Below are 24,769 nucleotides of genomic sequence, written 5' to 3' on the forward strand. Positions count from 1 at the left end.
GCGATCCTCCCCCCGGTGGCCTGAACCGCCTTCCAGCTGCGGCGGACCACCCTCGCCCACGGCTTGGGGACCGGCGGGGGTCGAGGGCCTGGCCGGCAACCCAGTGCACACGGGACTTCGTCCCGCTGGCTCGTTGCTGTCTGCTAGCAGTCGGCACCGGCGAGCGGCCAGGCGTGGAGAGCGGCACGAGCGAGCCACAGGCTGCGCAGGGCAACCCGGTCCTCGTCCCAGGTGACAGCCCATGCTTCGCCGTCCCAGTGCGCGCCGAGTCCCTCCGGCACGGAGAGAACGGACGAGGTGGTGAGCCGCATCAAGCTGTGCGAGCGGAGCTCCTCCTTCTTCCGCCCCCACGCCTGGTTGCTCAGCGAAGGATTGAGTTTGGTAGTGAGGAGCGTCAGGTTGCCCAGCTGGTGCACGGCATCCTGACGCCGTTTCAGCCGCTGCTCGTGGTCACCGTCACTGTCCTCGGTCAGAGGCCAGTGCGTTTCCCACTTCTGCGGAAGGATGTGCTCGATGTTCAGACTCGCGTCCGTACTCGAAAGGACGGGCCCCACCTCGGTTCTGGGCGTGCGCAAGTGGTTCTCCAGCCCTACGAGCAAAGCCTTGAGGCGGGCACGGTAGGAGCGGCGGTAGAGGTCCGGCGCGAGCAGTGCTTCCAGGAACATGGTGTCGTCGGGCCACAGGCGGGCGTCGGCTGTCTGTCCCCGCAGGCTCCGCACGACGGCGTCACCGGCCTGGGAAGGGTCGCTCTGCCGCGCGTCGGCGAGGACCTGTACGAACAGCCGGTTGTAGTCCTTGGACGTCAGCAGGCAGACAGCCCGCCGCATGAGAAAGGAGTCGATGGCCCGGGCCGCGATCGCACGCTGCTCGTCCGGCACCGCGTCCGTGGCGTGCAGGTACAGCAGAACCGGCCAAGGGGTCGCTGTCATGGTCTGCATGCGGTCGAGGAGACGCCCCGTCGGACTGGTCATCGGCAGATCACGCAGCCGCAGATAGGTATCGGCGTAGTGCCTGATGTCCAGGATGACGTCGGCGGCCTGTGCACCGCTGCCCCGCAGCCACGTCTTGAAGTCGGCGAAGAGGTGCTCAACCAGAACGTCCTCGCGCTTGTGGACGGTGAGCCAGTACGCCAGGAGCAGGTCGACCAAAGCACGTTTGATACGTCCGGTGGTGACCTGGCCGCGCCACGGTTCGGCGTCCAGCGGCAACCAGCCCTGCATGAGCAGCTGTTCGGCACGGTGGTGCTGACCCTGGGCGTCCACCGTCTGGAAGAGCAGGTTCTTCACCAGGTCGGCAGCATCCAGTCGCACACCGCGATGATTGAGCGCTTCGAAGATGACCTGCGGGTCATCGCCGGTGTCGAGAACGATCTCGACGAGCTGCATCCGCTCCTGAAGGGTGTAGTAAAGATCATCCAGCCGCTGCGCCGGCTTCTCGACCCCTCTCACCCAGTCGCCGACCTCCTGCTCGAACCACAACCGGGCCCTGACGAGCCGGTGCTGCGGGTCGGGCGCGGCCCGCTGGTCCTCGCCCCGGCGTACGGCCCACAGGAAGGCGTTCCGGTCCTGTGGCAGGGGCCACACCTTGTAGCGGTCGTCGGGGAAGGCCTCGTGGACGGTCTCGGCGCGGTTCTCCAGCAGGCTCGTGAAGCGGCCGGCCACACTGTCGGCGCCCAGCTCCTGAGCCACGGCGCGTGCCGCCGCGAAGAGAACCTGCAAGGTGGTCATGCGCTGCTGTCCGTCGATGATGTGCGAGGACCCGAGCCGCCGCGGTGGCCGGTGCCGCTCCTGCACGACCACGGCGCCCAGAAAGTAGGTACGCGCCTTCGCCGGCCCGGCCCCGCCTTCCTGCCCGGCCTCGGCCTCCACCTCCTCGGCAGCGGTGCGGACATCCCCCCATAGGGGCTCCCAGTTGCGCTCCTGATCCCAGACATACGGCCGCTGGAAGATCGGGATCACGCTCTGGTGGTCGTTCGCGAAGACTTTCCCGAGTTTTACGTCGCCGGCTTGCATCGCACCTCCGGTCGTACAAAAGAAAGATCCCGGCAGCGTATCGGCGCCCCGTACGACCGGGTGGCGGATGCGGAAACCCCAGCAGAGCGCGATCCGTGAGGGGGCTCCCGGTCGAGTACGTGTCGATCCCGCTTCTTGTTCTGAAAGCCCGTGGTGAGCCGGCCGGCCGGTCGAATCACCACCGGGCGTGCCCCGTGGACCCGCTCTTTCGGCACGCCACCCTTCGCCACGTGTCGCCGGACTTTCGCGCCACCCCCGTACGACCCTGACCTGCGGAGAATCGCCAGAAGACCTGAATTCGCCAGGGGACGCCATGCGAACGCAGCATGGGCACGCCACCCCGTGACCTGGGACAACGCGATCGGCGCCGCCTGGGAGTCGTGAAGCCCGTCTGTAAAGTGAGCTCAGCTGCAGGTGCGAGTCGTCGGACGAAGTCGTGACTGCTCACAGAGCCTTCCTGAACTCCCGTGTGCACGAAAGCCCGACCCCGGCGGTATCCGGGACCGGGCCTCGCGCGCGGGGACCGTGAGCCCGGCCGACTAACAGGCGGCCGGGCTCACTCTTGCCCGACCAGGCGTCCGGATCATCGGTGGTTCACCTCGTCAGAGGAGGAACCGCTCTACGCATCCCGCGATGGCGGTAACCGCGGTGAGGGCCGCGACGGCCGCCTGAAGCCAGCCTCGTGGCTGGCGCTCACGGCTCCGGGACCTCGACTTCTTGCGTCGCGCCATCAGATTCAGCTCTCCTCTTCTCGTCACCCGGCCGAAGCCGGGCCCCTGCTCACGCCGAGCAGGGGCACTCAGGGAGAGCCAGAGCTGAACTCCACGCAACGTACCTCGCGTTGCCCACAGGAATGGCCGGGCGCAATCAACCGCCAGGGTTCGCCAGGGGGCGCCACAAGGTGAGCCACTGGGAGCGACGCTCAGGGGCAGCCCGGAAACCCTCGGCCCTCTGCCGCAGAGCGCGCTCTCGGGTGAACGGGCCGGGCTCTCCCTCGCAATGAATCCCCATGACAGCCGTCAAGCGGCTCCGTGATCACGGGCCCATGACCACAGAGCCGGACCTTGTGCAGCGAGGAGTGCTGCGGCGTGCTGTACGTCACGGTCGGACGGGACGGCGGGCATGTGGTCTGGGCGGGCTGGCGCGACCCGGCCACGCCCGGCGTCTACCTGCCGGAGCTCCGGTGCGACGCCGGCCCGTACGAGGTGGAGGTGCGCCAGGCCACGGAGGGCGGGGCTTGGGAGTGGCCGGGCGGGGCGCTCGCCAGGCTCCTGGAGGCCAGGCTGCGGGGGCGCGCGGACTGGCAGGAGAGGTGGGACTGCGAGGTGGAGGGCGTCTGGGCCTCCCACACGGAACCCGACCGGATCCCTGTCGTCCTGATGCATCCCCGCATCCGGACCGAGCCCGCAACGCCCTGGCTCCAGTTCGGGATACCCCTCCCCGTCTCCGAGGACACCCCGCCCGACCAGACCGAACGCCTCGAGGCCCGCCTGACCGCGGCCGACCCCGCGCCGTCGCCGAGGTCTGGGGAGGCTCGGAACGGTACGCCGAGCAGCTCGGCCATCCATGGCCGCCGGTGAGGCAGGCGGCGCCGACCTCAGGCCCCGAGAAGCAGATCCGCCCCGGGATCCAGCCGGGCGCCGCCCGGACACACGGGCCGCACGCCGGGTGCCGTCCGGTGCCGCAAGCCCTTTACCGGGGGCGTCGGTTGGGTGATGCTGACCCGGCGTTGGAGTGATGATCAACGTCGTAGGGGCCGATCGGTCCGGAGGGGGAGACCGCCGTGGTGCGCGTGAAGTTGCTTGGCCCGATCCAGGTGTACGCCGACGAGGGGACGCCGGTAGAGGTGGGCGGCGTCCGGCTGCGGATGCTCCTCGCCAGGCTCGCCCTCGAAGGGGGCCGGACGGTGTTCGCCGACTCGCTCGTCAACGGGCTGTGGGGAGAGGAACCGCCCGCCGACGCGGCCAACGCGCTGCAGGCGCTGGTGTCCCGGCTGCGCAGGGCGCTGCGCGGGTACGCGACGGTGGAGTCCGCGTCCGGCGGCTACCGGCTGTCGGTGCGGGCCGAGGACGTGGACGTGCGCCACTTCGAGGACCTGACCGCTCGCGGCAGGCGGGAACTCGCGGCCGGGCGGGCCGACGAGGCGGCCACGCTGCTCACCACGGCGCTCGGGCTGTGGCAGGGCGCGGCCCTCGCCGACGTCCTCGACGCCCCGTTCGCCGCACCCGTGGCGACCCGGCTCGACGATCTGCGGACCGGGGCCGCCGAGGACCGCTGCGATGCCGAGCTGCGGCTCGGACGGTACGGAGAGGTGCTGGCCGACCTCGAAGCGGCCGGCGCTGAGCGGCCGTTGAGCGAGCGGGTCGCCGGGCTGCGGATGCGGGCGCTGGCCGCGGCCGGCCGGCAGTCCGACGCCCTCGCGGTGTACGAGGCGATACGGGAGCGGCTCGGCGACGAACTCGGCGTCGATCCGTCGGCCGAGCTGCGGGAGACCCATCTGGCCCTGCTGCGAGGTGAGCTGGAGACGCCCGTCGAGCGCGCCGAGGCCGCCCCGAGCCGCCTCCCCGCCAGGCTGACCAGCTTCGTCGGCCGTGACAAGGAACTGGGCCGGCTCGCGGCCCAGTTGGTCCGCAACCGGCTCGTCACCATCGTCGGCCCCGGTGGCGCGGGCAAGACCCGGCTCTCCCTGGAAGCGGCCACCCGGGACCGCGCCCACGCGCGCGGCCGGGTCTGGTTCGTGCCGCTCGCGGGCGTGAGCGCACCGGACCAGCTGGCCGACGCGGTGCTCGGCGCCCTCAGCTCCACCGACGGCCGCCTCTACGACGCCGGCCCGGGGCAGCGGGCCACCCCGGTCGAGCGCATGGCCGGGCTGTTCGGCAGCGGCGACGCCCTGCTCCTGCTCGACAACTGCGAGCACCTCGTCGAGGCGGCAGCGGAACTCGCCGCGGAACTCCTCGACCAGCTGCCGGAGCTGCGGATCCTCGCCACCAGCCGCGAGGCCCTCGCCATCACCGGCGAGTCCCTGTGCCACCTCGGCCCCCTCGACGTACCCACGGGATCTCCGGAGCCGGCCGAGGCCGCGCAGTCGCCCGCCGTACGCCTCTTCGTCGACCGGGCCGTCGGAGTCCGGCCGGACTTCACGCTCGACGACACGACCCTCGACGCCGTCGTCGAGGTCTGCCGGCGGCTCGACGGGGTGCCGCTCGCCCTCGAACTGGCCGCGGCGAAGCTCCGCTCGATGAGCGTCGAGCAGATCGCGCGGCGCCTCGACGACCGTTTCCGCCTCCTGGCCTCGGGCAGCCGCACCGCCCTGCCCCGCCAGCGCACCCTGCTCGCGCTCGTCGAGTGGAGCTGGGACCTGCTCGACGAACCCGAGCGGACCCTCGCCCGCAGACTGTCGGTGTTCCCGGGCGGCGCGACCGTCTCCGCGCTCGAAGCCGTCTGCGCGGACCCGTCGCTCCCGGCCGGCGACATCCCGTACGTCCTGGACGCCCTGGTCGAGAAATCACTGGTCGGCACCGTCGACGGCGGGGCGGGCGAGCCGCGCTACCGGATGCTGGAGACGGTACGGGCGTACGCGGCGAGGCGGCTCGCCGACGCCGAGTCCACCGACGCCGTGACCCAGCGCTTCGCCGCGTACTTCCTGGCCCTCGCGCAGGAGTACGAACCCCCTGCGTACCGGCGAGCAGCTGCGTGCGATCGGGGTCTTCGACGCCGAGCACGACAACCTCGTCCTCGCGCTGCGCTCGGTCGTCGACGCCCGGGACGGGGATCTGGCCGCACGCTTCGCCAGGGCGATGTTCTGGTACTGGGGGATCAGGGGGATGAGCACCCGGCTCGACACCTACCTGGCGGAGGTCGTCGGGCCGGACTCCCCGCAGGCGCCGGGTTCCACGGGGGCAGGGGGCCGTGAACGTACGCCCGCCGAGGGCGAGTCGGCGACGGCGCGCGAGTTCCACCCGGCCGTACTGCTCCTGCGGATGTCCCAGGTCTCCTTCCCCGCCGGCGCGTCGGGGCCGGGCGGAGCCGCTGACCAGGACCCCCTCGAATCCCCCGACCCCTGGGTGCGGGCCGGCGCCCACCTGGCACGGGACTTCGCCCTCACCGAACAGGGCGACCTGGTCACCGGCGCCGAGTCCCGGATCGAGGCCCTGCGCGGCTTCGAGGAGGTGGGCGACCGCTGGGGGATCGTGATGAGCCTGTTTCCGATCGGCCGCGACCACTCCCTGCGCGGCGACTACCCCCAGGCCATCGCCACCTTCGAACGGACCGTGGCGCTCAGCTCCGAACTCGGCACCGAGGACTACCTCTACCTCAGCAAGGCCCGGCTCGCCCGCGAACGCCGTCGCAGCGGCGACCTGGCGGGCGCCTTCCGCGATCTGCACGCCGCACACCGGCAGGCCCGCGAGCACGGACAGCTGCGCCTGGAGGCCAACATCCTCGTGGGCCTGGCCAATGTGCACCGCAGAGCCGGTGACCTGGCGCAGTCCGACGCGACGCTCGACCGTCTGGAGGCGCTGAGCGCCCGGCGCCCCGCCCTCAGAGAACTGGCCCGCGACCTGATCGTCAGCACCCGCATCGAGAACCGTCTCGCCGAGGGCGACGTCGTACGGGCCAGGGCCCTGCTGCCCGAGGCGGCGGGCTCCCTGTTCGGTCAGGGAGCGGGCGCCGCGCTCGCCTGGGTGGCCGAACTGCTCGGTGGCATACGCACCTTGGAGGGCGCTCCCGAAGAGGGCGCCAGGTCGCTCGGCATGAGCCAGGTGATGCGCGGCGCCTTCGACTGGGGCGAGCCGGAGTGGCGCGAACTGGTCGACCGGATCGTGGTGACGCTGGGCGAGGAGGGCTTCAAGAAGGCGTACGACGAGGGGGCCGCGTACTCCCGCGAGGACGCGTTGCGATGGCTGGAGGCGGAGACCCTGCGGGCGGTGCCGCGGAGCTGACGCGGCGCACGCGGACAGCCGGGCGGGGTCCGCACCATGGGTGCGGACCCCGCCCGGCCGGGCTCGTCATCGGAGGATCATCCGGCGTTCTTGCGGTAGGCGCGCATGGCCAGCGGGAAGAAGACCACGATCACGCCGGCCATCCAGGCGAAGGTGCCGAACAGGGAGTCGGCGACCGGGCCGCCGTTGAGCAGGCCGCGGACCGCGTCGGCCACCAGGGAGACCGGGTTGACGTCGGACCAGGCCTGGAGCCAGCCGGCCATGTCGTCCCGGGGGACGAAGACGTTGCTGGCGAAGGTGAGCGGCAGGATCAGGATGGTCATCAGGCCCTGCACAGAGGCGGGGTTCTTGATCAGCATGCCGAGGTAGACCGAGATCCAGGAGAAGCTGAGGGCGAAGCCGACGAGCAGGGCGAGCGCGGCGAGCGAGGCGGCCGGGCCGGTCTGGACGCGGTAGCCCATGGCCAGGGCGAGGACGACCAGGGTGCCCAGGCAGACGACGTAACGGATGATGTCGGCGAGTACGGCGCCGATCAGTGGGCTGGAGCGGGCGATCGGCATGCTGCGGAACCGGTCGAAGATTCCGGTACTGGCGTCGGCGCACAGCGAGGCGCCGATGCCGACGCTGGCCTGGAAGACGGCCATGACCATGACGCCCGGGGTGACGAGCTGCAGGTAGCGGTCGGTGTCGCCGCCGGACATGGCCTCCCCGAAGAGGTAGACGAACATCAGCAGGCTGATGATCGGGGTGAGGATCACGTCGACCAGCTGGATCGGCGACTTCATGAACTTGGTGACGCCGCGGCCGGCGAGGGCGAGGCTGTGCTGTGCGGTCTGCGCGAGGCCGATACGGCCGGGGAGCTCGGCGTGGGCGCTGAGGGGCTGGGTGCTCATGTCGGGGTCCTCTCGGGGGGATTCTTCGCGTAAGGGGGGAGCGGCGGGCTCAGACGGCGACGGGCTGGTCGTCGGCGACGGTGGGCGCGTGTCCGGTCAGGGCGAGGAAGACCTCGTCCAAGCTGGGCAGGCGCAGGCCGAGTTCGTCGGCGGTGATGCCGGCGCCGTCCAGGCGGCGGGCGACTGCGGCGACGATCAGCGGTTCGTCGGCCGGCACGGTGAGTACGCCGGAGTCCTGCGCGGGGGCGTGACCGGTCAGCTCGGCGAGCATCCCGGCGACCAGCGGCACATCGGCGGCCACGGTGGGCCGGACCTGGAGGATCTGGCCGCCGACGCGGCGCTTGAGTTCACCGGGCCGGCCTTCGGCGACCTTGCGGCCCTTGTCGAAGACGGTGATGGAGTCGGCGAGCTGGTCGGCCTCCTCCAGGTACTGGGTGGTGAGCAGCACCGTGGAGCCGTCGGCGACCAACCCCCGTACGACGTCCCAGACTTCCTGCCGGGCGTGCGGGTCCAGGCCGGTGGTGGGCTCGTCCAGGAAGAGGATCTGCGGCCGGCCGACCAAGGAGGCGGCCAGGTCCAGGCGCCGCCGCATGCCGCCGGAGAAGGTGGCGATCGGCTTGCGGGCCGCCTCGGCGAGGGAGAAGCTCTCCAGGAGCGCGGCCGCCCGCGCCTTCGCGTCGCGCCGGGACAGGCCGAGCAGCCGCCCGATGAGCACCAGGTTCTCGGCGCCGGACAGGGTCTCGTCCACGGAGGCGTACTGCCCCGTCAGCCCGATCAGCTGCCGGACCTTGACCGGCTCCTTGACGATGTCGTGGCCGCCGATGGTGGCGTGCCCGGCGTCGGGGCGCATCAGCGTGGCCAGAATGCGCACGGTGGTGGTCTTGCCGGCGCCGTTGGGCCCCAGGACGCCGACGACCTTGCCGGCCGGGACCTCCAGGTCGACGCCGTCCAGTGCGGTGAAGTCGCCGTACTTCTTGACCAGTCCCTCGGCCCGGATCGCGTACGCCATGTTCAACATCTCCTCGTCAGGTCCTCGTCGTTCTCGATGACCACGACCATGCCGAGCCCTCCTGACAGCCGGCGGACAGCGGGCTGACAGCGCTCGCCGCCACCTGTCAGGCGGTGTCAGCACACCCCGGGAACGGACGGTGCGACTGCTGGCCGGAGACACGTGAAGGGCCTGACCTCCATGAGGATCAGGCCCTTGACCTGGTACGACAACGTCGGGCGGCGGGCTTCGCACCAGGTGGGCGCGAACGCCGCTACGCGGAAGCCACGACCTCCCCGGCCATGACGTGGGGAGGGTGGGGCAGCAGGGACGCGAGGTTGTCGCGCACGAAGTCCGCCGCCTTCGCGACCGACTCCTCGGCGCCGGCCCGGCCCTGGAAGACGCTCGTCGACACCATGACTCCATCCCAGGCACCGAGCCAGTAGTAGGCCACGAAGCCGGGGACCTGGCGCATGAGCGGCACGAACCTCTCGTTCACCAGGCGTCCCGTCTAGGCGGGATCGGTCACCCCTTCGTACCGCCGGACTGCTGCGTACATGGCTGATCTCCTCGCGGGTGCCGGGCTCGTCCTGTGCTCCTACCTCGGCGACACCCACCTCGCTCGCGAGACGTCCACCCATTACCGGAAGGGCCGCCCACGGTGATCCGAATGGCGGCCTTCGGCCCGCCGGAAAGGTGGTGCGGCTTCGAACTCCGTCCGGCGCGGAAGTCGCACCGAAGGACACGCAGCAACGCCAGAGGGCCCTTACCTACCCGGTAAGGGCCCTCTGACCTGCTACTCAGCTGTCGGGGTGGCGGGATTTGAACCCACGACCTCTTCGTCCCGAATGAGGTTCGGTTGGTGAGCCTGCCAGCCCTCGACGGAGTTTGTGCTGGTCAGTAGCGTGGTCCCGATAGGTGCCGGATGGTGTGGAAGGGGGTTCGGAAGTAGGTCGGCTCCCAAACGGCTCCCAGGGTGAGTCCCGTCGACTGCCTCAGTGCCAGCCAGACCCGGTCCGCGCCAGCCTGTCCGCTCACGCACGCTGGAGGTTTGGCAGCCTGTTGCAGCAGCCTGAGCCTCTGGGCTTCCGAGACGAAGGGCGCAGCCCGTACGATCGCCACCATCGTTTCCCCCGTTGTCCCATGCGACCCCTCGTCAGGGTTCACCGAACCTCTACGGCGAAAGCTCAGCAGCGGAGTCGCCTGGCGGTCTCACATCAGTCCCGACAGACCCGATCGCCGCAGGGCAGACATGTTGGGTGCAAGCGTGCTCGATGCGCGCCGTCGAGTCGTCCGTGCGGAGGAAGAGGACGAATTCGCAGCCGCCTACCATTCCGTGCTCCTGAACCAACACCCGCAGGCTGGAGATCTGGGCCGCGCTCGTCGCCCGCTTGAGGACGATCGGTGTGGGCTGACCGGCGATGGAGAAGGTCCTGACCATAGGGGCCTGTCGCATTCCGAGCTGCCATGTGAGCCAGCTGCTGACGACTACGCCGCTACCCCGAAGGACGTCCTTGTCCACCGTCAGCCGGACGCCGAACACGTTTCCCGCAGGATCGACGGCCATCCTCGCCGGCCGTGTCGGCTCGCTTTCCTCGATCGGGGTAGCACCTCGCGCGACCAGCTCAATCCGACCGTCTTCCGTGATGCCCACTCTGTCGTCCAACAGGCACTGGTGCAGGCGCCACAGGGTCACCGGGTAGCGCTCTCCGACCTTCACGAAGAGAGCGTCCTTGGGCAGCGGCCCCAGTTCGGTCAGCACTGCGACGAAAGCCTCCACGGCGTTCGGGTAGGGAGTGACGTTCAGGTGAGGCCATTCGGCCAGCGCCCACTTCCCCTCCAGACGGAGCTGCACGAACCTATCGTCCCGCCTGAGCGCCTCAGCGACAGCGGGCTTCCGCTTGATCCCAGTCGGTGCCAGCAACTCCTCCGCGCGGCAGGGTTCGCCACTCGCCAGGAGGAACAGGTACGCCGCGTCCCTGCCGCGGGCGCGACGGCGTAGCCAGGTTCCTCCGAAGCCAGGCACTAGAGGGCTGTCCGGATGGCCGAGCAGATCCAGCAAGGGGACCTCGTCCGGCACTCCGGCAGCTGCGAAGGTCACCGTTACGTCCTCCCCACGCAACGGCGCCTCCTCCATTCCTCGCCGAAGCAGCACTTCCAGGGCGCCGGGGCTGCGGGTCCACCAGCCGCGCAGACGACCGGCCCACGTCAGCGGGTGCTCAGCCCCTACAGCTTCGACGAGAAGCCCCACGCCCACCTGGTCGCGTACGCCCAACGCCGCCGCCACCTCGGACTGGGGCACGGCCGAGCACTCGGTGAGGGTGGTCAGCCGATCACGCCAGTCATCCACAAAGGCGTCGGCGACAGAGCAGAGATGTTTCTGCGCCTTCACGAGCATCTGGCGGACCCTTTCGCGACTCACCTCATGCTCCTCCCCGATGCTTCGGAGCGTCTTCCCGTCGGCACGGTCCTCGATCATGCGACGTGACCGGGCGGGAAGCGCACCGAAAGCAGCTTGAAGCCAGTCGTCATCCCTCGTCATGGCGGAGCCCCGTTCAGCCATCGGTGACGTGCGCGCTGATCAGACCAAGCCGCTTCGCGATCCGCTCGTTGATCGCCTTCTGCTCCGGGGTGATCTTTCGAACGAACGAGTCCACCGTGCATATGACCCACGGCAGGGCATCGCCGCCGGCCTGCGACGCGATGGCCGCCCACGCGAGATGCTTGAAGTCGCGCATGGGCGCCCAGGCGAAGCGCCGCTCCATCTCCTCGTCGTCCTCGTGGCGAATCGTCACGCAGAGCGGCTTGATGTCGAGCGTCTCAAGGTCGACGTTCCAGCCGCGACCGAGGGCCTTGTCGACGAGTGTGCTGACTGGAGTGGCCGGCTTGACCACGAGCGGAGCCCACTTGCCCACCCCGTAAGTCGCCCGGATGTACTCCTTCATGGGCCTGTCCTTGAGCCACGGCCGGACGTTCTCCGGCTTCCCGATGAACGGGAGGAGCCGTCCTCCCACCTCGGGATCGGAGGTCCACGCCTGATAGTGACGGGTGCGCTCGGTGTCCGTGAGATAGGTCCAGTTGAGGTCAGCGGCCCGCCTGTAGAGGAGACGCACGACTTCTTCTTCCAGGTCCGAGGGGATCGCGTACTTGGTCATTCGATTCCAGTCGTCAGAGGGAACTGAAGGCGGACCTCGTCCGCCTTGGTCTCAAGGTCCGCCGCGTCCTGGATCCAGTGGTCCATCAGCGATCCGACCGTCTCGTCGCTGAATTGGATACGGGAGGCGTGCGGCATTCGTACGCGCAGGTGCTCGCTCTCCTGGGCCTCCAGCGATCGCCGGAGGTCCAAGGTCGCCGCCACCCTGCGGATGTCGGTCACGAAGTCGAGGACCCTCAGGGCCTCCTTGCCGGGGCTGAGTCGGAGTCCGCGGCCGAGTTGCTGGACGAAGATCCGCCGGCTGTGTGTGACCCGCAGGAAGGCGATGAGGTTCACGTCCGGGACGTCGACGCCCTCGTTGAAGACATCGACACACGTGATCACCGGCACCCGGCCAAGCCGGAACTCGTTCAGCAGGATCTGGCGTCGCTGCCGCGGGAGTGCGCTGTGCAGGAAGGACGCGTTGGCCCATGCCGCGTCGGACGAGGCGAACAACCGGGCCATGTGCTCGGCGTGCTCGATGGTCTGACAGAAGACGATGGCCCTCGGTTCCGTCGTGGTCCGCCACGCCTCACGGAAGTGCTCGATGATCTCCTCGTCGCGCTGCGGCAGGAACAGGGACTTGTTGAGGTCCTTGATCGACTGACCGTGCACGCTGGCGTCCCGGACGGCGTTCCAGTCGACGTTGTCGACGTACAACCGGTAGTCGACGGCGGAGAGGAAGCCAGCGGCCATGCCCTCCGCGATGCCCATCTTGAAGCTCGGGTATCCGAAGCGGGAGGTGATGTCGAACTTGTCACCGCGCCAGGGTGTCGCCGTCACACCGAACTGCTCAGCATCCCCACACAGATCGAGCAATTCCGCAAACCTGCCGGTCTCGGCCACGTGATGCGTCTCGTCGATCATGATGAGGTCGGGTCGATATCCCACGCGTACGGCGCTGAGAACGGATTCAACCGTTCCGACCACGACTCCGTCGAGGCCGCCGGGGCGGCTTTCTCCCGTGAGCAACCGCGTGGGAACGTACTTGGGGATGTGCCGCCACATCGCCTTCTCGAGCTGGGCGACGAGGTCCTTCATGTGTGCGACGACGAGAATCCTGGCGTTCGGATTGGTCTTGAGGTGACGGCTGATGATCTCCCCGCCCACCACGGTCTTGCCGAGACCCGTCGCGAGGACGAGCAGCGCGGTGCCGTTGGCATCGAGGTCCCGGACCACCGCGTCCGTCGCCTCGGCCTGGTACGGGCGCAGGGCGTACTTCGCGGGAACGGTCTCGGGCATCCGGTCCCCGATCGACCGCAGGGTCGCGCCGTGCCAGACGGTGATCGGCACGCCGACTCCGTTGAGCGCCACGCGACGGGCCTCCGCCACCGCGTTGATGTCGGTGTTGGTGACCAGGATGGCCTTGTCCGCGCGGTAGCGCGTACGCGCGCGCTCAAGGTCGTCGACACCGCTCCGGTCGACTTTCCCTCCGGCCTTCCACTTGCACTGGAAGACCCACTGCTCCCGACCGCGTACCGCCAGGAGATCCGCACCCTGGTCGTCGGCGCCGTCGATAACACGCACGTCGTTGAAGCCGAGGTACCAGAGAGCACGCTCGACGGCATGCGTGAGACCCACTGGCCCTCCCCTCAGCAACTCGTCCGCCGAGAGGAAGACGGCACTCACTTCTCCTCCGCGAGGTCGTCGGCCAGCAGACGAATACTCAGCCTCGTCCGCAACAGCTGGTCCGGAAGGCTGGCCCCGGCGTAGGTCGCCTGCGTCGCGATATCGGAGAGGTAGCCGACCGTGCGCGCGAGGCTGAGCCGCCGCGCGGACGCGGAGGCGACACCCTCGTAGACGCCCTGGAAGACGCGGTTGTCCATGAACAGCGACGGCAGCGACTCGACGAGACGAACCAGGAAAAGGGCGGGCACGTACAGCAGGAACTCGCCGCTCGCACCGAGGTCGGTCGTACGGGTGACCTTGCCGTTGGCGATCATGGTGTGCTCGGTGTAGGTGAGTTCATCGGGCGAGAGAAATTGAAACGCCTTCTCCGGTTCGCCGGCGCGGTCCAGCTCGGACGCCATGCGGCGACGGACCTCAGCCAGCAGTTCCTTGGCCTCGGCGCTGATCATCTCGGCGTCCAGAGCGCTGGCGGGCAGCGATTCCGCCCGGATCGCCGCGATGAGCTCCGAGTGGCTCCACTCCGAACTCGTCTGCACCCTGAGCAGCACGGCGATCTCCGCGAGCAGCAGATCCGCCGGGTCCGCTCCGAACCTCTGGAAGATCGGATGATCGAGGTCGAGGAACGCCACGAGGGCGTTGCCGCCGCGCTGGTCCAGCAGGACGGGAGTGGGGTGGAGGTTCTCGTCGGTCAGGCTTCCCACCGTGAGTCGGCGCGCCTCGACCTCGACGAAGCCGACGCGCGGGTGGCCGAAGGAGCGGCTCAAGCCCGGGTAGGTGGTCGAGTTCTCCGTGTAGCGCGTGACGCGTTCCTGCCGCGTCTCCTTTCGCTTCTCCGGGGTCGGCGCGGCGGGAGCGGACTCGCCGTCATTCGGGGGCTGCGCCTGGGCACCGGGCTTCATCTCGTCCGGACCGGTCGCGGGGGAACTCGGACTGCCGATTTCCGCGCCGTCGAAACCAAGCGCCTCCATCACGGCCGCCTCGTCGGGCTTTCCCGGGGTGACGGCGGCCGCCTTCGCGTTCTTGCCCCTGCTCTTCGTCGCCTCGTGGTCCTCGACCGCCTGCCACCAGCGCTCATCGGTCTGGTAGTCGGGGTTGCCCCGGTGGAACTCATGTCCCCACCGACGGGTGTCGTCGTGGATCGGCTTGCGGCCGTCTCCCGGGACCAGGTACCGCAGACCGGCGTCGTTACGACGGTATCCCTTGAAAAGGAGCGCGAGCGGGCTGGTGTTCTCCTCGTACTCAAGGTTCGCCGCGCGCTGGGGCAGCAGCGGCGCGACCCCCCTCACGATCTCGACGGCCGAGCGCCAGCTGCGGTCGCCGTACTCGAAGGCGTCCTTCTGGTACGTGACCGGGACGTGGTCGAGGTGGATCTCCCCGATGATGCGGCCGCCCTGGTGGGCGAGGTCCACCGGATACTCCGGCTCCTCGTTGCCCACCGCTCCGTCAGGATTGCGCCAGGTGAACAGCTGCTTGTCCCAGCGGAGGATTTTGCGGCCGTTGCGCAGGAAGTCGATCCCATAATCGTGCTTGTGCATGTAACGCTGGATGCCGAGCCACCCATGCACCCGGCGCTCACGAACGGTGAGCCGATCGCTCCCGCAGTCCTCGCAGGCGTCGCGATCAGTGAGCTGCCACTGTCCGCAGTCACCGCAGGCGAGACCGTTCTCCAGCTTCTGGTCGATCTCGATGTAGGCGGGAATGCGCTCCTTGTTGTTGTAGAGGACCGAGCGGTCGTCTCCCCAACGGCAGTGCCGGACAGGCTTCACCTGGAAGCCGCCAACCCACAGCTCGAACGGACGGTTCAGGAACATCCAGGAGTAGACCTGTCCCAGGATGTTGCGCAGGGCCGAGCCGTTCTTCTGCAGCCACCGGGCACGGACGGGATGCAGGCGGCTGATGACGATACGCGTGCCGTGCTCGTTGGGATCGGCCTTCGGCTCCGTGATGTCCTCGGCCTCGAAGTCGTCTCCGATGCGGTCCAGGTCGATCTCCACACCGATCCACTCGGTGTCGCCCTGGCGCGTGGTAAGGACGCGCGTGCGCTTGCCGAGCCGCGCCGTCGAGACGTTGAACCCCATGCCGAAGAGACCGAGCTTGTCGTGCATGTCGTTGCCCGACCAGCCGGCCCGCACGGCCCGCTCCAGCCGGTCGTACGTCATGCCGCGACCGGTGTCGGTGATCACGAGCTGGCCCTGCGCGGAGTCGGGGAGCTCGACGCTGACGCGATACCCGCCCGCCCAGGGGGTCCCGGATCGATGGATCTCCGTGAAGTCGTCGAAGGCGTTGTCGATCAGCTCCGCGATGCACTGCCACTCGTCGAACTCGATCTCACCAAGCATGCGCAGCACACGCGCGGAAGGAGTGATCTTCATAGGTGGACCCCCTGTCCTCGTCTCGCGTGGGCACGCCGAAGGAAGCCCTGCCGCGGGCAGCGTTTCGGCGCGCGGCTCGGGTAGAGCCGTACGCGTGATGAAGAGGGTAGAGGGCGCCACTGACAATCGACGGTAAGTTCCCTGCCACTCCATCCACTTGAGGGGTCTACGGCACGTTGCGGGATCCAGCCGCCAACCGTCGCGATCGCAAGGTCCCCCGACGATCCGCAGCGTCGGTGGCAGACGCCGGCGGTCCTTGGGAGACTCCTCCCGTGATCCGTGAACCCGCCGAGGTATCCGTAGAGCCCGATGGGCGCGTCGAACTACCGTTGGGGCTGTTGGCCGAGGCCGGCGTCAACGTTGGGGACGACCTGCTCGCGTTCAGCGACGGCGACGGGCGTATCGTCCTGCGCCGGGCCTCCGACGCCATCGACGATCTCCTGAATCACGGAACGTTGTGATCATCCCGTGCCGCAAAGTCGCGAACGACCGCGGCGATCCGGCCCGCCGCTTGTACGGGATCTTCGTGCTCCCAAATTCTGATGGCGCGCCATCCCGCCTCCGCCAAGAACTGGTCGGTCTGGGCGTCCCTGGCCCGGTTTCCGTCGATCTTGGCGCGCCAGAAGTCACTGTTCGTGCGTGCTGGGCGGCAGTGATCGGGGCACCCGTGCCAGAAGCACCCGTCCACGAAGACGGCGACACGGGCGCGGGTGAAGACGAGGTCGGCGGTTCGCCGCACCCCGGGAAGCGGCCGCGCCGATACTCGGTAGCGCAGACCCTCGCGGTGCAGCAGTGAGCGGATACGGAGTTCCGGTGCCGTGTCGCGGCCTCGGTTCCCGCGCATCGTTGACCGCGTGGCAGGGGACGACGCCCACGACCCTTCCGGGAGAGGACGCTCTCCAACCAAGCCCCGGTCCTTGGCGATCCGCCAAGCCTGTTCGAGATTCGCCGCACGCGTCAGGTGGTCCACTTCCCCGACATACAGGGCAGGCGAACGCCCGTCCTCCGACCAGCGGAGATAGGCCCTGATCCGACGAGTCCTGGGCAACAATTTCAGCGTGATCGAGGCCAGTGCGTAGTCGCCGTCTTTACGCTTGACATAGCGGCCCTCCCGACCACCCGCGGCACGATCCTGTTCGGCGACGATCGCCTTCCTGGTCCGTCCCTGCCGTCCCCGCCAGGCCCTTTCGGGCGGCGGCTTGTCCCTCCAGCCCATTTGCCGGGATTCGGCGGCGTCGTTCACGAGCGCCGTTCCGCGTCGTCGAGGGCTTTCGCGACGGCGCTGGTGAACACCTCGCCCAGCTTCACGGGAACCGCGTTGCCCAGCTGCCTCATGCGTTCACCACGCGGGCCCGCCATGCTCCAGCCATCGCCGAATGTCATGACCCGGGCAGTCTCGCGCACGGTCATGTACCGGTGCTCGGGGCGCAACTGACCGGTCTTCTCGTCACGCACCAAGTTGTCGAGCTGCATGACCGACTCGCCACCGGGCACACCATGCACCCCGGCCTTGACGGTCTTGGCCGGCCGGTCAAGTTCGTTGGGCGTGTGCCCGTCGTAGATCCTGGCTCCGGGCCACCCGATGTGGTCGGGGAATCCGCCCTGTTCCGTCGTCTTGTCCAACATGCCGGTGTTGATCTCGGGGAGCCCCATTACCGCGTCTCGAAGGGTGAGCCATGGCTGGAGCTCCTCATCCCCGCTCTCGAACGACAGCTGCTCATTCGCGTAGCGCGAGGTCACCAGATCGATGACGCGCTTCGGAATCTTGGCGCCCGCCTGCTTGTGGCGGTCCCAGTAGGAGCCATCGAGGATCGTCCGCGCGAGGGCCGCATGGGAGTGGGTACGCGCGACAGCGCGCTTGACCAGATCCGGGTTCACGCCCAGGTCGGCGCGGAACGCCAGGAGGATCACGCGGTTGCGGATCTGCGGCACCCCGTAGTCGGCGGCGTTCACGTCGTGTTGCGTGACTTCGTAGGTCTCCGCCGGATCGGTGTCCTTCGCGTCGAGCCGCTCCCGCAGCGCGTGGTCGTGCTTCTGCCACGTGGCGCCCTTTCGGCGCTTCACGTACGGCAGGGACAGCTCGCGCTTGATGTACTCGAAGTAGGGATTGAAGGACGGACGAAGGAGCCCGCGGACGTTCTCACAGATGACCGCCTTGGGACGGATCTCACGAACCGCCCGGAACATCTCCGGGAACATGTTCCGCTCGTCCTCGTCGCCCTTCGCGACTCCACCAAGGCTGAACGGCTGGCATGGTGGCCCGCCGGCCAGAAGGTCAACATCTCGATCCCTGAGGAAGCGCATGTCCAACCCTCGGACGTCGCCGGTGACCAGGGGAGGGTACAGGGGCCGCTCAACGGCGCCTGCGGCTTCGAAGCCCTCCGCGCGTTGCTCATCGATCTGGTCCAGCCACTTGGCCAGCACATCGGAATCGACGTCCGCCGGAAACGCCTCGAAGCGATTGCCCTCAAGCGTCTCGCACGCCCTCTTCGCGAACTCGTTCAGCAGCAGGTGCCGGAAGCCGGTGTTCGTGCTGGCTTGGACCAGCCCGCCGCCGCCCGCGAAGAGCTCTACCGACGTCCGTTGCATTTTCCACTCCTAGCAGTTCAGTGCAGCCAGAACCATACCGCGGAGTAGTGCCGATTGTGACCCATGTGCCGGTGAGAATCGTGTGATGTCGTACGCTCCACAGCGGCAGAACCCACGAAGAGAGCGACGGGGGCCATGACGGCGACAGCGGAGGGCCCGGAGGAGTCGACATTCCACCGGGGCTTCACCCTCAGCATCACGAAGGCACTCGGCGATCAGCTCGCGGCGGATCTGGCCAAGCTGACCAGGGCCCCCTTGAGCGACGTGAGCATCAACCAGCTGCTGCAGCGCCCCGGTGTCTACCAGCTCTACCTGCACGACGATTTCGTCTACGTGGGGAAGGCCGAGAAGTCCCTGCCGATGCGACTTCGGCAGCACCTCAAGAAGATCTCGGGCCGACGTGGGATCACGCCGAACGACATGACCTTCTCCTGTCTCTACGTGGCGGAGGACTTCTCGGCCCTGGCGCCAGAGCAGTTGCTCATCAATTACCACAAGGACCTGGGCGAGATCCCGTGGAACAACAACGGCTTCGGCAATAGGGATCCGGGTCGGCAGCGGGACCACACCGCTCTCAAACCCACCCACTTCGACGCCTTGTACCCGATCGATCTCGACCGACCGGTCGAGGGCCTCGTGGCAGGCGAGACAAACCTGCTCGACCTGTTGAAGTCGCTCAAGACGACGCTTCCGTACAACATCCGGTACGCGAAGTCAGGAGACTTGGAGAGCACCAAGCTCGTCATCACGGATGTAGAGCTCTCAACCGATGATCTCTTCAAGAGCGTTTCGGCTGCGGCTTCTGGCGGTTGGCAGATCACAGCGCTTGGGGGCTACGTCGTCATGTATGAGGACAACCCCACCGAGTACGCGAGCGCCTCGCGGTATTACCGGGGTGGAGAGGTAGTCCACGGAGTTCCACGCTTCGCTACCGAAGACGAGGGGACGGGAGACGACGGCTCGTCCACCCCGACCGGATCCTGAACGCGCCTGCGGAAATTCCGCGAAGTCTTGTCCTTTTGCTCAGCTCCTATGCTCACCGATCGCCCTGCGGGCGATCCCGCTCACCAGCGCACGCATCGCCGCCTTCGAGAAAAGCAGCGGCCGGCGGCCGATGTCCTTGGAGTCGCGCACTGCGGCGTGTTCGCCCAATTCCGCGACTTCCACGCAGTCGTTTGCACCCCCGCTGTACGAGCTCTTCCGCCACCGCGCGTGCGTGAGATCGACGTCGTGTGGAGCTGCCGTGATGTCGTGCGTGGCGGCGATGCTGGGCGTGCTCACTCTTCGAGCTCCTTGCTGATGCGTGCGATGTGGGTGTGGGTCTCCGACGGGTCGAAGGCGGTGCTCCTCAACTGGTCGAAGACGTCCGTGTAGTTCTCCACATCCTCTGGGGACTCGAGATACACGGAGTTCTTGGGATTCTCCAGCCACACCAGGTCCCGCGTGGGGGGCGGGAAGGTCAGAATGACGAACGGGCCGTACAGCCCGGGATGCGCTCCGAGCGAGAACGGCAGCAACTGCAGGGTGACATTCGAACGCTCGCTCGCCTCCACCAGCTTCCGCATCTGGTCACGCATCACGTCAACGGAGCCGACCGTCCTGCTCAGCACGGCTTCGTCGAGGATCGCCCAGAGTCTGGCGGGGACCTCACCATCCAAGCGGCTGTTCTGCCGCTCCATGCGGACCCTGACCAGGGACTCGACCTGCGGCGGGGACAGGTCCTTCCTCATCTGGGAGATCACGGCACGCGCGTAGTCCTCGGTCTGGAGCAGCCCCGGCACGAGCATCGGCTGGTAGCTGGCAAGGTGCGTCGCGCCGGCCTCCAGCGCGAGGTATCCGTCGTAGCGGGTCGGGGTGAGCACTGTCGAGTACTTCCGCCACCAGGGCTTCTGCTGTTCCTTGTCCGCCCGTACGAGATCGAGCACGTCGGCGCGCCGGGCCTCGTCCTTGACGCCGTATAGGTCCAGCAGAGCCCGGACGAGGACCGGCGTCGTACCGCGTTCGCCGTTCTCGATCCGGCTCAGCGACCCCTGGTTGACCTCTAGTTGGTCGGCGACCTCGGTGAGGGTGAGCCCGGTCGCGTCACGCAGTTCCTTCAGCCGTGCCGCGAGCTGTCGCCGGTACACCGACTGCGGGACCAGGCTTCTCTTCAAGGCCATGCCGGAAGTCTCTCCGTACCGGCGACACCTCTACAACCCATACGGGTCAACTTCACCAGACATATTGCCTAGTTGGTGGTTGCGTCGGCATGCTGTCAGGAGTCACGGCGCGCGTTCGTACGGGCGTGCGCCGCAGCCGACCGATGGGCGAGCAGGCCACGACCTCGCTACCGGCACGCGCCTTCGCGTCGGTCCTGCACGCCGCACCAGGAGGGTGGGCCATGCCACGGACAACGCTGCTTCGGCAGCTGCTCCAGCAACGGCACCTGACGACGCACGAGGCTTTCGCCGCCCAGTACGAGCGGGCCGCCGCCCGGCTGGCAGAGCTCGACCGAGACCCCCGCCTGGCGTCCCTCCAGGTCTCTCCACGTCAGTTCGACCGCTGGTACGGCGGGGAGTTGTTGACTCTGCCCCGTCCTGACGCCTGCCGAGTTCTGGAGCACATGCTGGGCAGACCCGTGTCCGAGCTGTTCTCCACGGCATACGACGGCGACTCCGCGCACGACCGCGACGAGGGGCCGAGCACGCGCCGGCAGGTGACGAGTGCCCCTCCGCCACGCGAGGACGACGAGAACCCACTGGACATCGTCGCCCAGACCCGGCAGCTCACGGGCAGCAACACCGACGACGCGACGCTCGCTTTCCTCGATTCCTCCCTGGAGGGCATCGCCAGCCGGTACGAACAGGACGGGCCGTACGCCCTCCGTCCCCAGGCCCGCCAGGTGCGGCAGCTCGCCCACACCCTCCTCAACGGCCGCCAGCCCCCACGTACGCGCCGGGATCTCTTCCGCGTCGCCGCCCGCGCCTCCGGCCTGCTCGGCTACATGGCGGTGAACACGGGCGACTTCGCGCTCTCGGAGGCGTACTGCACCGAAGCCCGGGATCTCAGCCGCGAGATCGGCGACCTGGACACCGACCTCTGGGCGTGCGGCACCCTCTCCTTCAGCCTCTATTACGCCGGCCGATACGACGAGGCGGACGCCTGCGCCGCCGCGGCCGTCGAGCGAGCCCCACGCCACGCCCAGTGCATCCGCCTGCTCGCCAACGGACGGGCCAGGGCCCTCGGCAAGACCGGCGACCGGCGTGCCGTCGAGCAGACCATCGGACAGGCACTCCGCCTCTCCGACCTCCACGAGGTACCCGTCGGGCTGACCTCCTGCATCTCCTTCGAGCCGTACGGACGGGCCAGGACGCTGGCCAACGCCGTCACGTCACACGTTGCGCTGGTCAACACGACCCAGGTACTGCGCAACGCCGAGCACATCGACGACCTGGTGGAGCACTCGACCTCCTCCTGGAGCCGTTCGCTCGTACGCCTCGACGTCGCCACCGCGCTGCTCCAGCAGTGCACGCCCGACATCGACCAGGCGATGGCACTGGGCCGTGAGGCCCTGCAGTTGTGCGGAGAGACACCGATCAGCTCCGTCTACCAACGCTCCCGTGACCTGCATGAGCAGGCCGGGCCATGGCGTGATCACCCGGCGGTACGCGATTATGGCGACGAGTTCCGGACCTGGAGCTCGCAGCCAGCGGCCCTGGCCATGGCGTCATCTGCGTCGTAGGCGCTGAGGGTGTCGTCGCGCTCCGGGGCAGTGTGAAGCCGAAGGAGTACGTCGGGTGCCCCTGCTCAGCGCCGATCCCGCCGCGTTCCCCGCCGAGCCCCCCGCCGACACGCACGATCCGGCGGTCACCGCGGCCTACGACTGGGCGGCGTTCAGCGCACTCGGCGAGATGACCGACCACTGGGCCCGCCCCGGCTGGTCGGACGGCAGCCGGGCGTACTACTGGATGCTGACCTTCCCGGATGATCAGCGGCTCGCGACTCTCGCCCGGCACTGCCAGGAGGAGCTGGCGCCCCTCGGCCTCGACCCGGTGCCGACGGACGGCCTGCACATCACCCTCGCCCGAGTCGGAACGCCGGGCGTCGTCACCCCCGGCCAGCTGGACAGCCTGGCGCGGGACGCCGAGGCGCTGCTGCCCTCCGCGTTCTCCGTACGCGCCATGCCGCTGGCCGGCTCCCGCGGCGCCGTCCGCCTGTCCCTCGGCCCCTGGGAACCCCTGCTCCGGCTGCACCACGCGCTGGCCAAGGCGGGGAGCAGCGTCGGTCTGGCTCCGAAGAAGCCGACGTCCGCTTTCCGGCCGCACTTGAGCCTCGCGTACAACAACCGTCGGCGCCCCGCCGCGCCCGTTGTGGAGACGGTCTCAGGGCTTCGCGCTCTACCGGCTGTCGAACTCTTTGTGTCCGCCGTCCAGTTGGTGGAGCTCCGCCGTGAGGGGCGGACGTACCGCTGGGATGTGCGGAGGAACGTCGCGCTCGGGTAGCCCCCTGGCGTCCAGGGCGAGAATTACGACCACTTCCTTGCCGATCGCGGTCGGCCGGACGGACCACGCGGAGGCCAACTCGCTGACGAGCAGCAGTCCGAGACCACTGCCCGTCAACTCATTCACCGACTCCTCCGCAGAGCGTGCCCGGACCCTGGAGACATCCCGTCCCGCGTCATGGACGCGCAGTACCGCCACGTCCCGGTAGACCTCCACACACATGCAGTCCGGTCCGCCGGCTGTGTGCCTGAGCGCGTTGCCCACGAGCTCCGAGGCGATCAGAATGGCGTCGTCGACCCGCTCCGGCGCGGCACGTCCATCGAGGAACTCTCGTACGTGTCTGCGCGCGAGGCCCGAAGGCTCGGTGCAATCGGCCAGCTTCACCCAATGACGCCGTACTGGCGTCCGCCTGCAGGGGCGCTCTTCGTCCACCGCGTCCATCGCCGCTTCTCGTTTCCGCTTGGCATTGGACCGATCAGCCTCGCTACGCCTGAGCCGCGGCGGTACGCCGCGGCTCCGCCTCCTCGCGCAACGCCGGACGGCGGACGAACGGCGTGCTGACGGCGTACCGCCGCCGACTGCCCCCGACGAGGCTCTTCGTCGAGGCGCCGGACCCTTGGCGTCTCGGCTCACCTGGCTGGAGGTAACGCGGAATGAGCGGCAGTGCGAGGCAGACCGCACCACACGAGGTGCCCCCGGGCACGCGCCTGGTGTTGTACGCCTGTCTGCCCGCGTCACTCGGTGAGGCCGCCGACCACAGCGTGGCCAGCGCACGGCGGTACGTGGCCGATGCCGGCTGGGAGGCGGTCGAGACGTACGTCGACCGGGCGGCACCGTTCGAGAGCCGCGCCCTGTGCGAGGGCTGGCACAACGCTTTGGCCGCGGTCGAGCAGGGGAAGGCGGCCGGGATCGTCACCCCTCTGCTCGTGATGCTGGGGCATCTGGAGGAGGACAGGGCGAACCTCGCTGCCTGGCAGGCTCGGACCGGGGCGCTGATCACGACGCCGTGGGCGGTCGTCGACGCCGCCGGATCCACGGCCTTACGGCGGTCGGGGGCGTGATGACCACCAAGCGTCAGGGGGTTCTCCGGCAGCTGCTCGGCCAGGTCGGATGGGTGCTGCGGCATCCGGCGACGTACGTCGGTCGGTTCGGCTTCGGCACCTTCCAGGTGCTGTTCCTGCCCGTCCTGGTGACCGGCACAACGTTGACCACGCTCTACGCGGGCCAGTTCCGGTAGCCCCGGCCCGTGTCCTCGACCCCCCTCTCCGCATGCTCCGAATCCATGTCTCCCACGGAATCCGGTCAACCGGAGAGGGGCCGCACCCAAGGTGCGAACGCAGAAACCCGGCCCTGCGGCAATCCATACGCAGGCCGGGCGGCACGACGAACCGTTCGGAACCTTCCGACAGAAGAGGAAGTGCGATGACCGCAACCATGCTCAGCCCGATCATGACGGCCACCATCGGGGCGTCCGCTGCGACGGCCGTCCCCGAGGCGCCCGCCGACCCGTTCGACGTCGACCTGACCATCGTCACGGAGATCGGCGCCGACCTGCTCCCCAAGGCGTGTGGCACCGGTGACGGGTGTGCGCCGTTCTGTGCCTCGTCCTGCGCCAGCGCCGTCTGACGGCGGCTCGTGCACGGGGTCGGGGGCGCTGCCGCCCCCGACCCCG

The 24,769-nt window shown here is 68.7% G+C and carries 23 protein-coding genes; 10 read left to right on the plus strand and 13 right to left on the minus strand.

Annotated elements, in window-relative coordinates; genetic code table 11:
* Positions 1–143 precede the first annotated feature (143 nt).
* On the minus strand, positions 144–2,012 hold the full coding sequence (locus tag IE185_RS25930) for a DUF262 domain-containing protein (RefSeq protein ID WP_189716099.1): 1,869 nt from the start codon (positions 2,010–2,012) through the stop codon (positions 144–146).
* 1,088 nt (positions 2,013–3,100) lie between these two features.
* Here IE185_RS25930 and IE185_RS25935 point away from each other — a divergent pair.
* The 3 genes from IE185_RS25935 (at position 3,101) to IE185_RS33290 (ending at position 6,952) form a co-directional block, all read left to right on the plus strand.
* Positions 3,101–3,592 (plus strand): hypothetical protein, encoded by a 492-nt coding sequence (locus IE185_RS25935; RefSeq protein ID WP_189716100.1) that lies wholly within the window; start codon positions 3,101–3,103, stop codon positions 3,590–3,592.
* Between the two features lie 203 nt (positions 3,593–3,795).
* A complete protein-coding gene (locus IE185_RS33285; RefSeq protein ID WP_229843693.1) occupies positions 3,796–5,925 on the plus strand; it encodes an AfsR/SARP family transcriptional regulator in 2,130 nt (709 codons plus the stop codon).
* Complete coding sequence (locus IE185_RS33290) at positions 5,837–6,952, plus strand: tetratricopeptide repeat protein (protein ID WP_211362612.1); 1,116 nt, start codon at positions 5,837–5,839, stop codon at positions 6,950–6,952. The genes IE185_RS33285 and IE185_RS33290 overlap by 89 nt, the downstream gene beginning before the upstream one ends.
* 77 nt (positions 6,953–7,029) lie before the next feature.
* On the opposite strand, the gene IE185_RS25945 is transcribed toward IE185_RS33290, so the two are convergent.
* The 7 genes from IE185_RS25945 to IE185_RS25975 form a co-directional block, all read right to left on the minus strand.
* Positions 7,030–7,845, minus strand: coding sequence for an ABC transporter permease (locus IE185_RS25945; protein ID WP_138906817.1), 816 nt, complete (start codon positions 7,843–7,845; stop codon positions 7,030–7,032).
* Between the two features lie 49 nt (positions 7,846–7,894).
* A complete protein-coding gene (locus IE185_RS25950) occupies positions 7,895–8,854 on the minus strand; it encodes an ATP-binding cassette domain-containing protein (RefSeq protein WP_189716102.1) in 960 nt (319 codons plus the stop codon).
* A gap of 253 nt (positions 8,855–9,107) precedes the next feature.
* On the minus strand, positions 9,108–9,332 hold the full coding sequence (locus IE185_RS25955; protein WP_229843694.1) for a hypothetical protein: 225 nt from the start codon (positions 9,330–9,332) through the stop codon (positions 9,108–9,110).
* A gap of 675 nt (positions 9,333–10,007) precedes the next feature.
* Positions 10,008–11,396: a sigma factor-like helix-turn-helix DNA-binding protein gene (locus IE185_RS25960; protein WP_138893882.1), complete on the minus strand. Its 1,389-nt coding sequence runs from the start codon at positions 11,394–11,396 to the stop codon at positions 10,008–10,010.
* Positions 11,389–11,988, minus strand: coding sequence for a hypothetical protein (locus IE185_RS25965; protein WP_138893883.1), 600 nt, complete (start codon positions 11,986–11,988; stop codon positions 11,389–11,391). Before IE185_RS25965 ends, IE185_RS25960 begins: the two co-directional genes overlap by 8 nt.
* A complete protein-coding gene (locus tag IE185_RS25970; protein ID WP_229843695.1) occupies positions 11,985–13,607 on the minus strand; it encodes a DEAD/DEAH box helicase family protein in 1,623 nt (540 codons plus the stop codon). The genes IE185_RS25965 and IE185_RS25970 overlap by 4 nt, the downstream gene beginning before the upstream one ends.
* Positions 13,608–13,651: 44 nt before the next feature.
* On the minus strand, positions 13,652–16,027 hold the full coding sequence (locus IE185_RS25975; RefSeq protein WP_170198238.1) for an ATP-binding protein: 2,376 nt from the start codon (positions 16,025–16,027) through the stop codon (positions 13,652–13,654).
* Between the two features lie 272 nt (positions 16,028–16,299).
* Between IE185_RS25975 and IE185_RS25980 the strand changes: the two genes are divergently transcribed.
* Positions 16,300–16,488: a hypothetical protein gene (locus tag IE185_RS25980; protein ID WP_138893885.1), complete on the plus strand. Its 189-nt coding sequence runs from the start codon at positions 16,300–16,302 to the stop codon at positions 16,486–16,488.
* Here the strand turns inward: IE185_RS25980 and IE185_RS25985 are convergent.
* The gene (locus IE185_RS25985; protein WP_229843696.1) at positions 16,473–17,270 is read right to left on the minus strand and encodes a very short patch repair endonuclease; all 798 of its coding nucleotides are present in this window, start codon (positions 17,268–17,270) and stop codon (positions 16,473–16,475) included. The two genes, IE185_RS25980 and IE185_RS25985, sit on opposite strands and share 16 nt — an antisense overlap.
* Positions 17,267–18,616, minus strand: coding sequence for a DNA cytosine methyltransferase (locus tag IE185_RS25990; RefSeq protein ID WP_138893886.1), 1,350 nt, complete (start codon positions 18,614–18,616; stop codon positions 17,267–17,269). Before IE185_RS25990 ends, IE185_RS25985 begins: the two co-directional genes overlap by 4 nt.
* Positions 18,617–18,751: 135 nt before the next feature.
* Here IE185_RS25990 and IE185_RS25995 point away from each other — a divergent pair, with 135 nt between their 5' ends.
* Positions 18,752–19,600: a GIY-YIG nuclease family protein gene (locus IE185_RS25995; protein WP_138893887.1), complete on the plus strand. Its 849-nt coding sequence runs from the start codon at positions 18,752–18,754 to the stop codon at positions 19,598–19,600.
* A 39-nt stretch (positions 19,601–19,639) separates the two neighbouring features.
* Here the strand turns inward: IE185_RS25995 and IE185_RS26000 are convergent, their stop codons facing one another.
* On the minus strand, positions 19,640–19,897 hold the full coding sequence (locus IE185_RS26000; RefSeq protein WP_308432818.1) for a DUF397 domain-containing protein: 258 nt from the start codon (positions 19,895–19,897) through the stop codon (positions 19,640–19,642).
* Positions 19,894–20,775, minus strand: a complete 882-nt coding sequence (locus tag IE185_RS26005; protein ID WP_138893888.1) for a helix-turn-helix domain-containing protein — start codon at positions 20,773–20,775, stop codon at positions 19,894–19,896. Before IE185_RS26005 ends, IE185_RS26000 begins: the two co-directional genes overlap by 4 nt.
* A 221-nt stretch (positions 20,776–20,996) precedes the next feature.
* On the opposite strand from IE185_RS26005, the gene IE185_RS26010 reads away from it, so the two are divergent.
* Positions 20,997–22,337: a tetratricopeptide repeat protein gene (locus IE185_RS26010; protein ID WP_138893889.1), complete on the plus strand. Its 1,341-nt coding sequence runs from the start codon at positions 20,997–20,999 to the stop codon at positions 22,335–22,337.
* A 55-nt stretch (positions 22,338–22,392) separates the two neighbouring features.
* The gene (locus tag IE185_RS26015; RefSeq protein ID WP_138893890.1) at positions 22,393–23,097 is read left to right on the plus strand and encodes a 2'-5' RNA ligase family protein; all 705 of its coding nucleotides are present in this window, start codon (positions 22,393–22,395) and stop codon (positions 23,095–23,097) included.
* Here the strand turns inward: IE185_RS26015 and IE185_RS34045 are convergent.
* The gene (locus tag IE185_RS34045; RefSeq protein WP_138893891.1) at positions 22,993–23,538 is read right to left on the minus strand and encodes an ATP-binding protein; all 546 of its coding nucleotides are present in this window, start codon (positions 23,536–23,538) and stop codon (positions 22,993–22,995) included. The genes IE185_RS26015 and IE185_RS34045 overlap by 105 nt on opposite strands.
* Before the next feature lie 212 nt (positions 23,539–23,750).
* Between IE185_RS34045 and IE185_RS26020 the strand changes: the two genes are divergently transcribed.
* From IE185_RS26020 to IE185_RS26030, 3 genes are all read left to right on the plus strand, one after another.
* Positions 23,751–24,158, plus strand: a complete 408-nt coding sequence (locus IE185_RS26020) for a hypothetical protein (protein WP_229843697.1) — start codon at positions 23,751–23,753, stop codon at positions 24,156–24,158.
* Positions 24,158–24,334, plus strand: a complete 177-nt coding sequence (locus IE185_RS26025; protein ID WP_170198239.1) for a hypothetical protein — start codon at positions 24,158–24,160, stop codon at positions 24,332–24,334. Before IE185_RS26020 ends, IE185_RS26025 begins: the two co-directional genes overlap by 1 nt.
* A 185-nt stretch (positions 24,335–24,519) precedes the next feature.
* The gene (locus IE185_RS26030) at positions 24,520–24,723 is read left to right on the plus strand and encodes an FxLD family lanthipeptide (protein ID WP_189716104.1); all 204 of its coding nucleotides are present in this window, start codon (positions 24,520–24,522) and stop codon (positions 24,721–24,723) included.
* The last annotated feature ends 46 nt before the right edge of the window (positions 24,724–24,769 follow it).

Origin of the sequence: Streptomyces chryseus, from assembly GCF_014650755.1 — a bacterium.
GTDB lineage: Bacteria > Actinomycetota > Actinomycetes > Streptomycetales > Streptomycetaceae > Streptomyces > Streptomyces chryseus.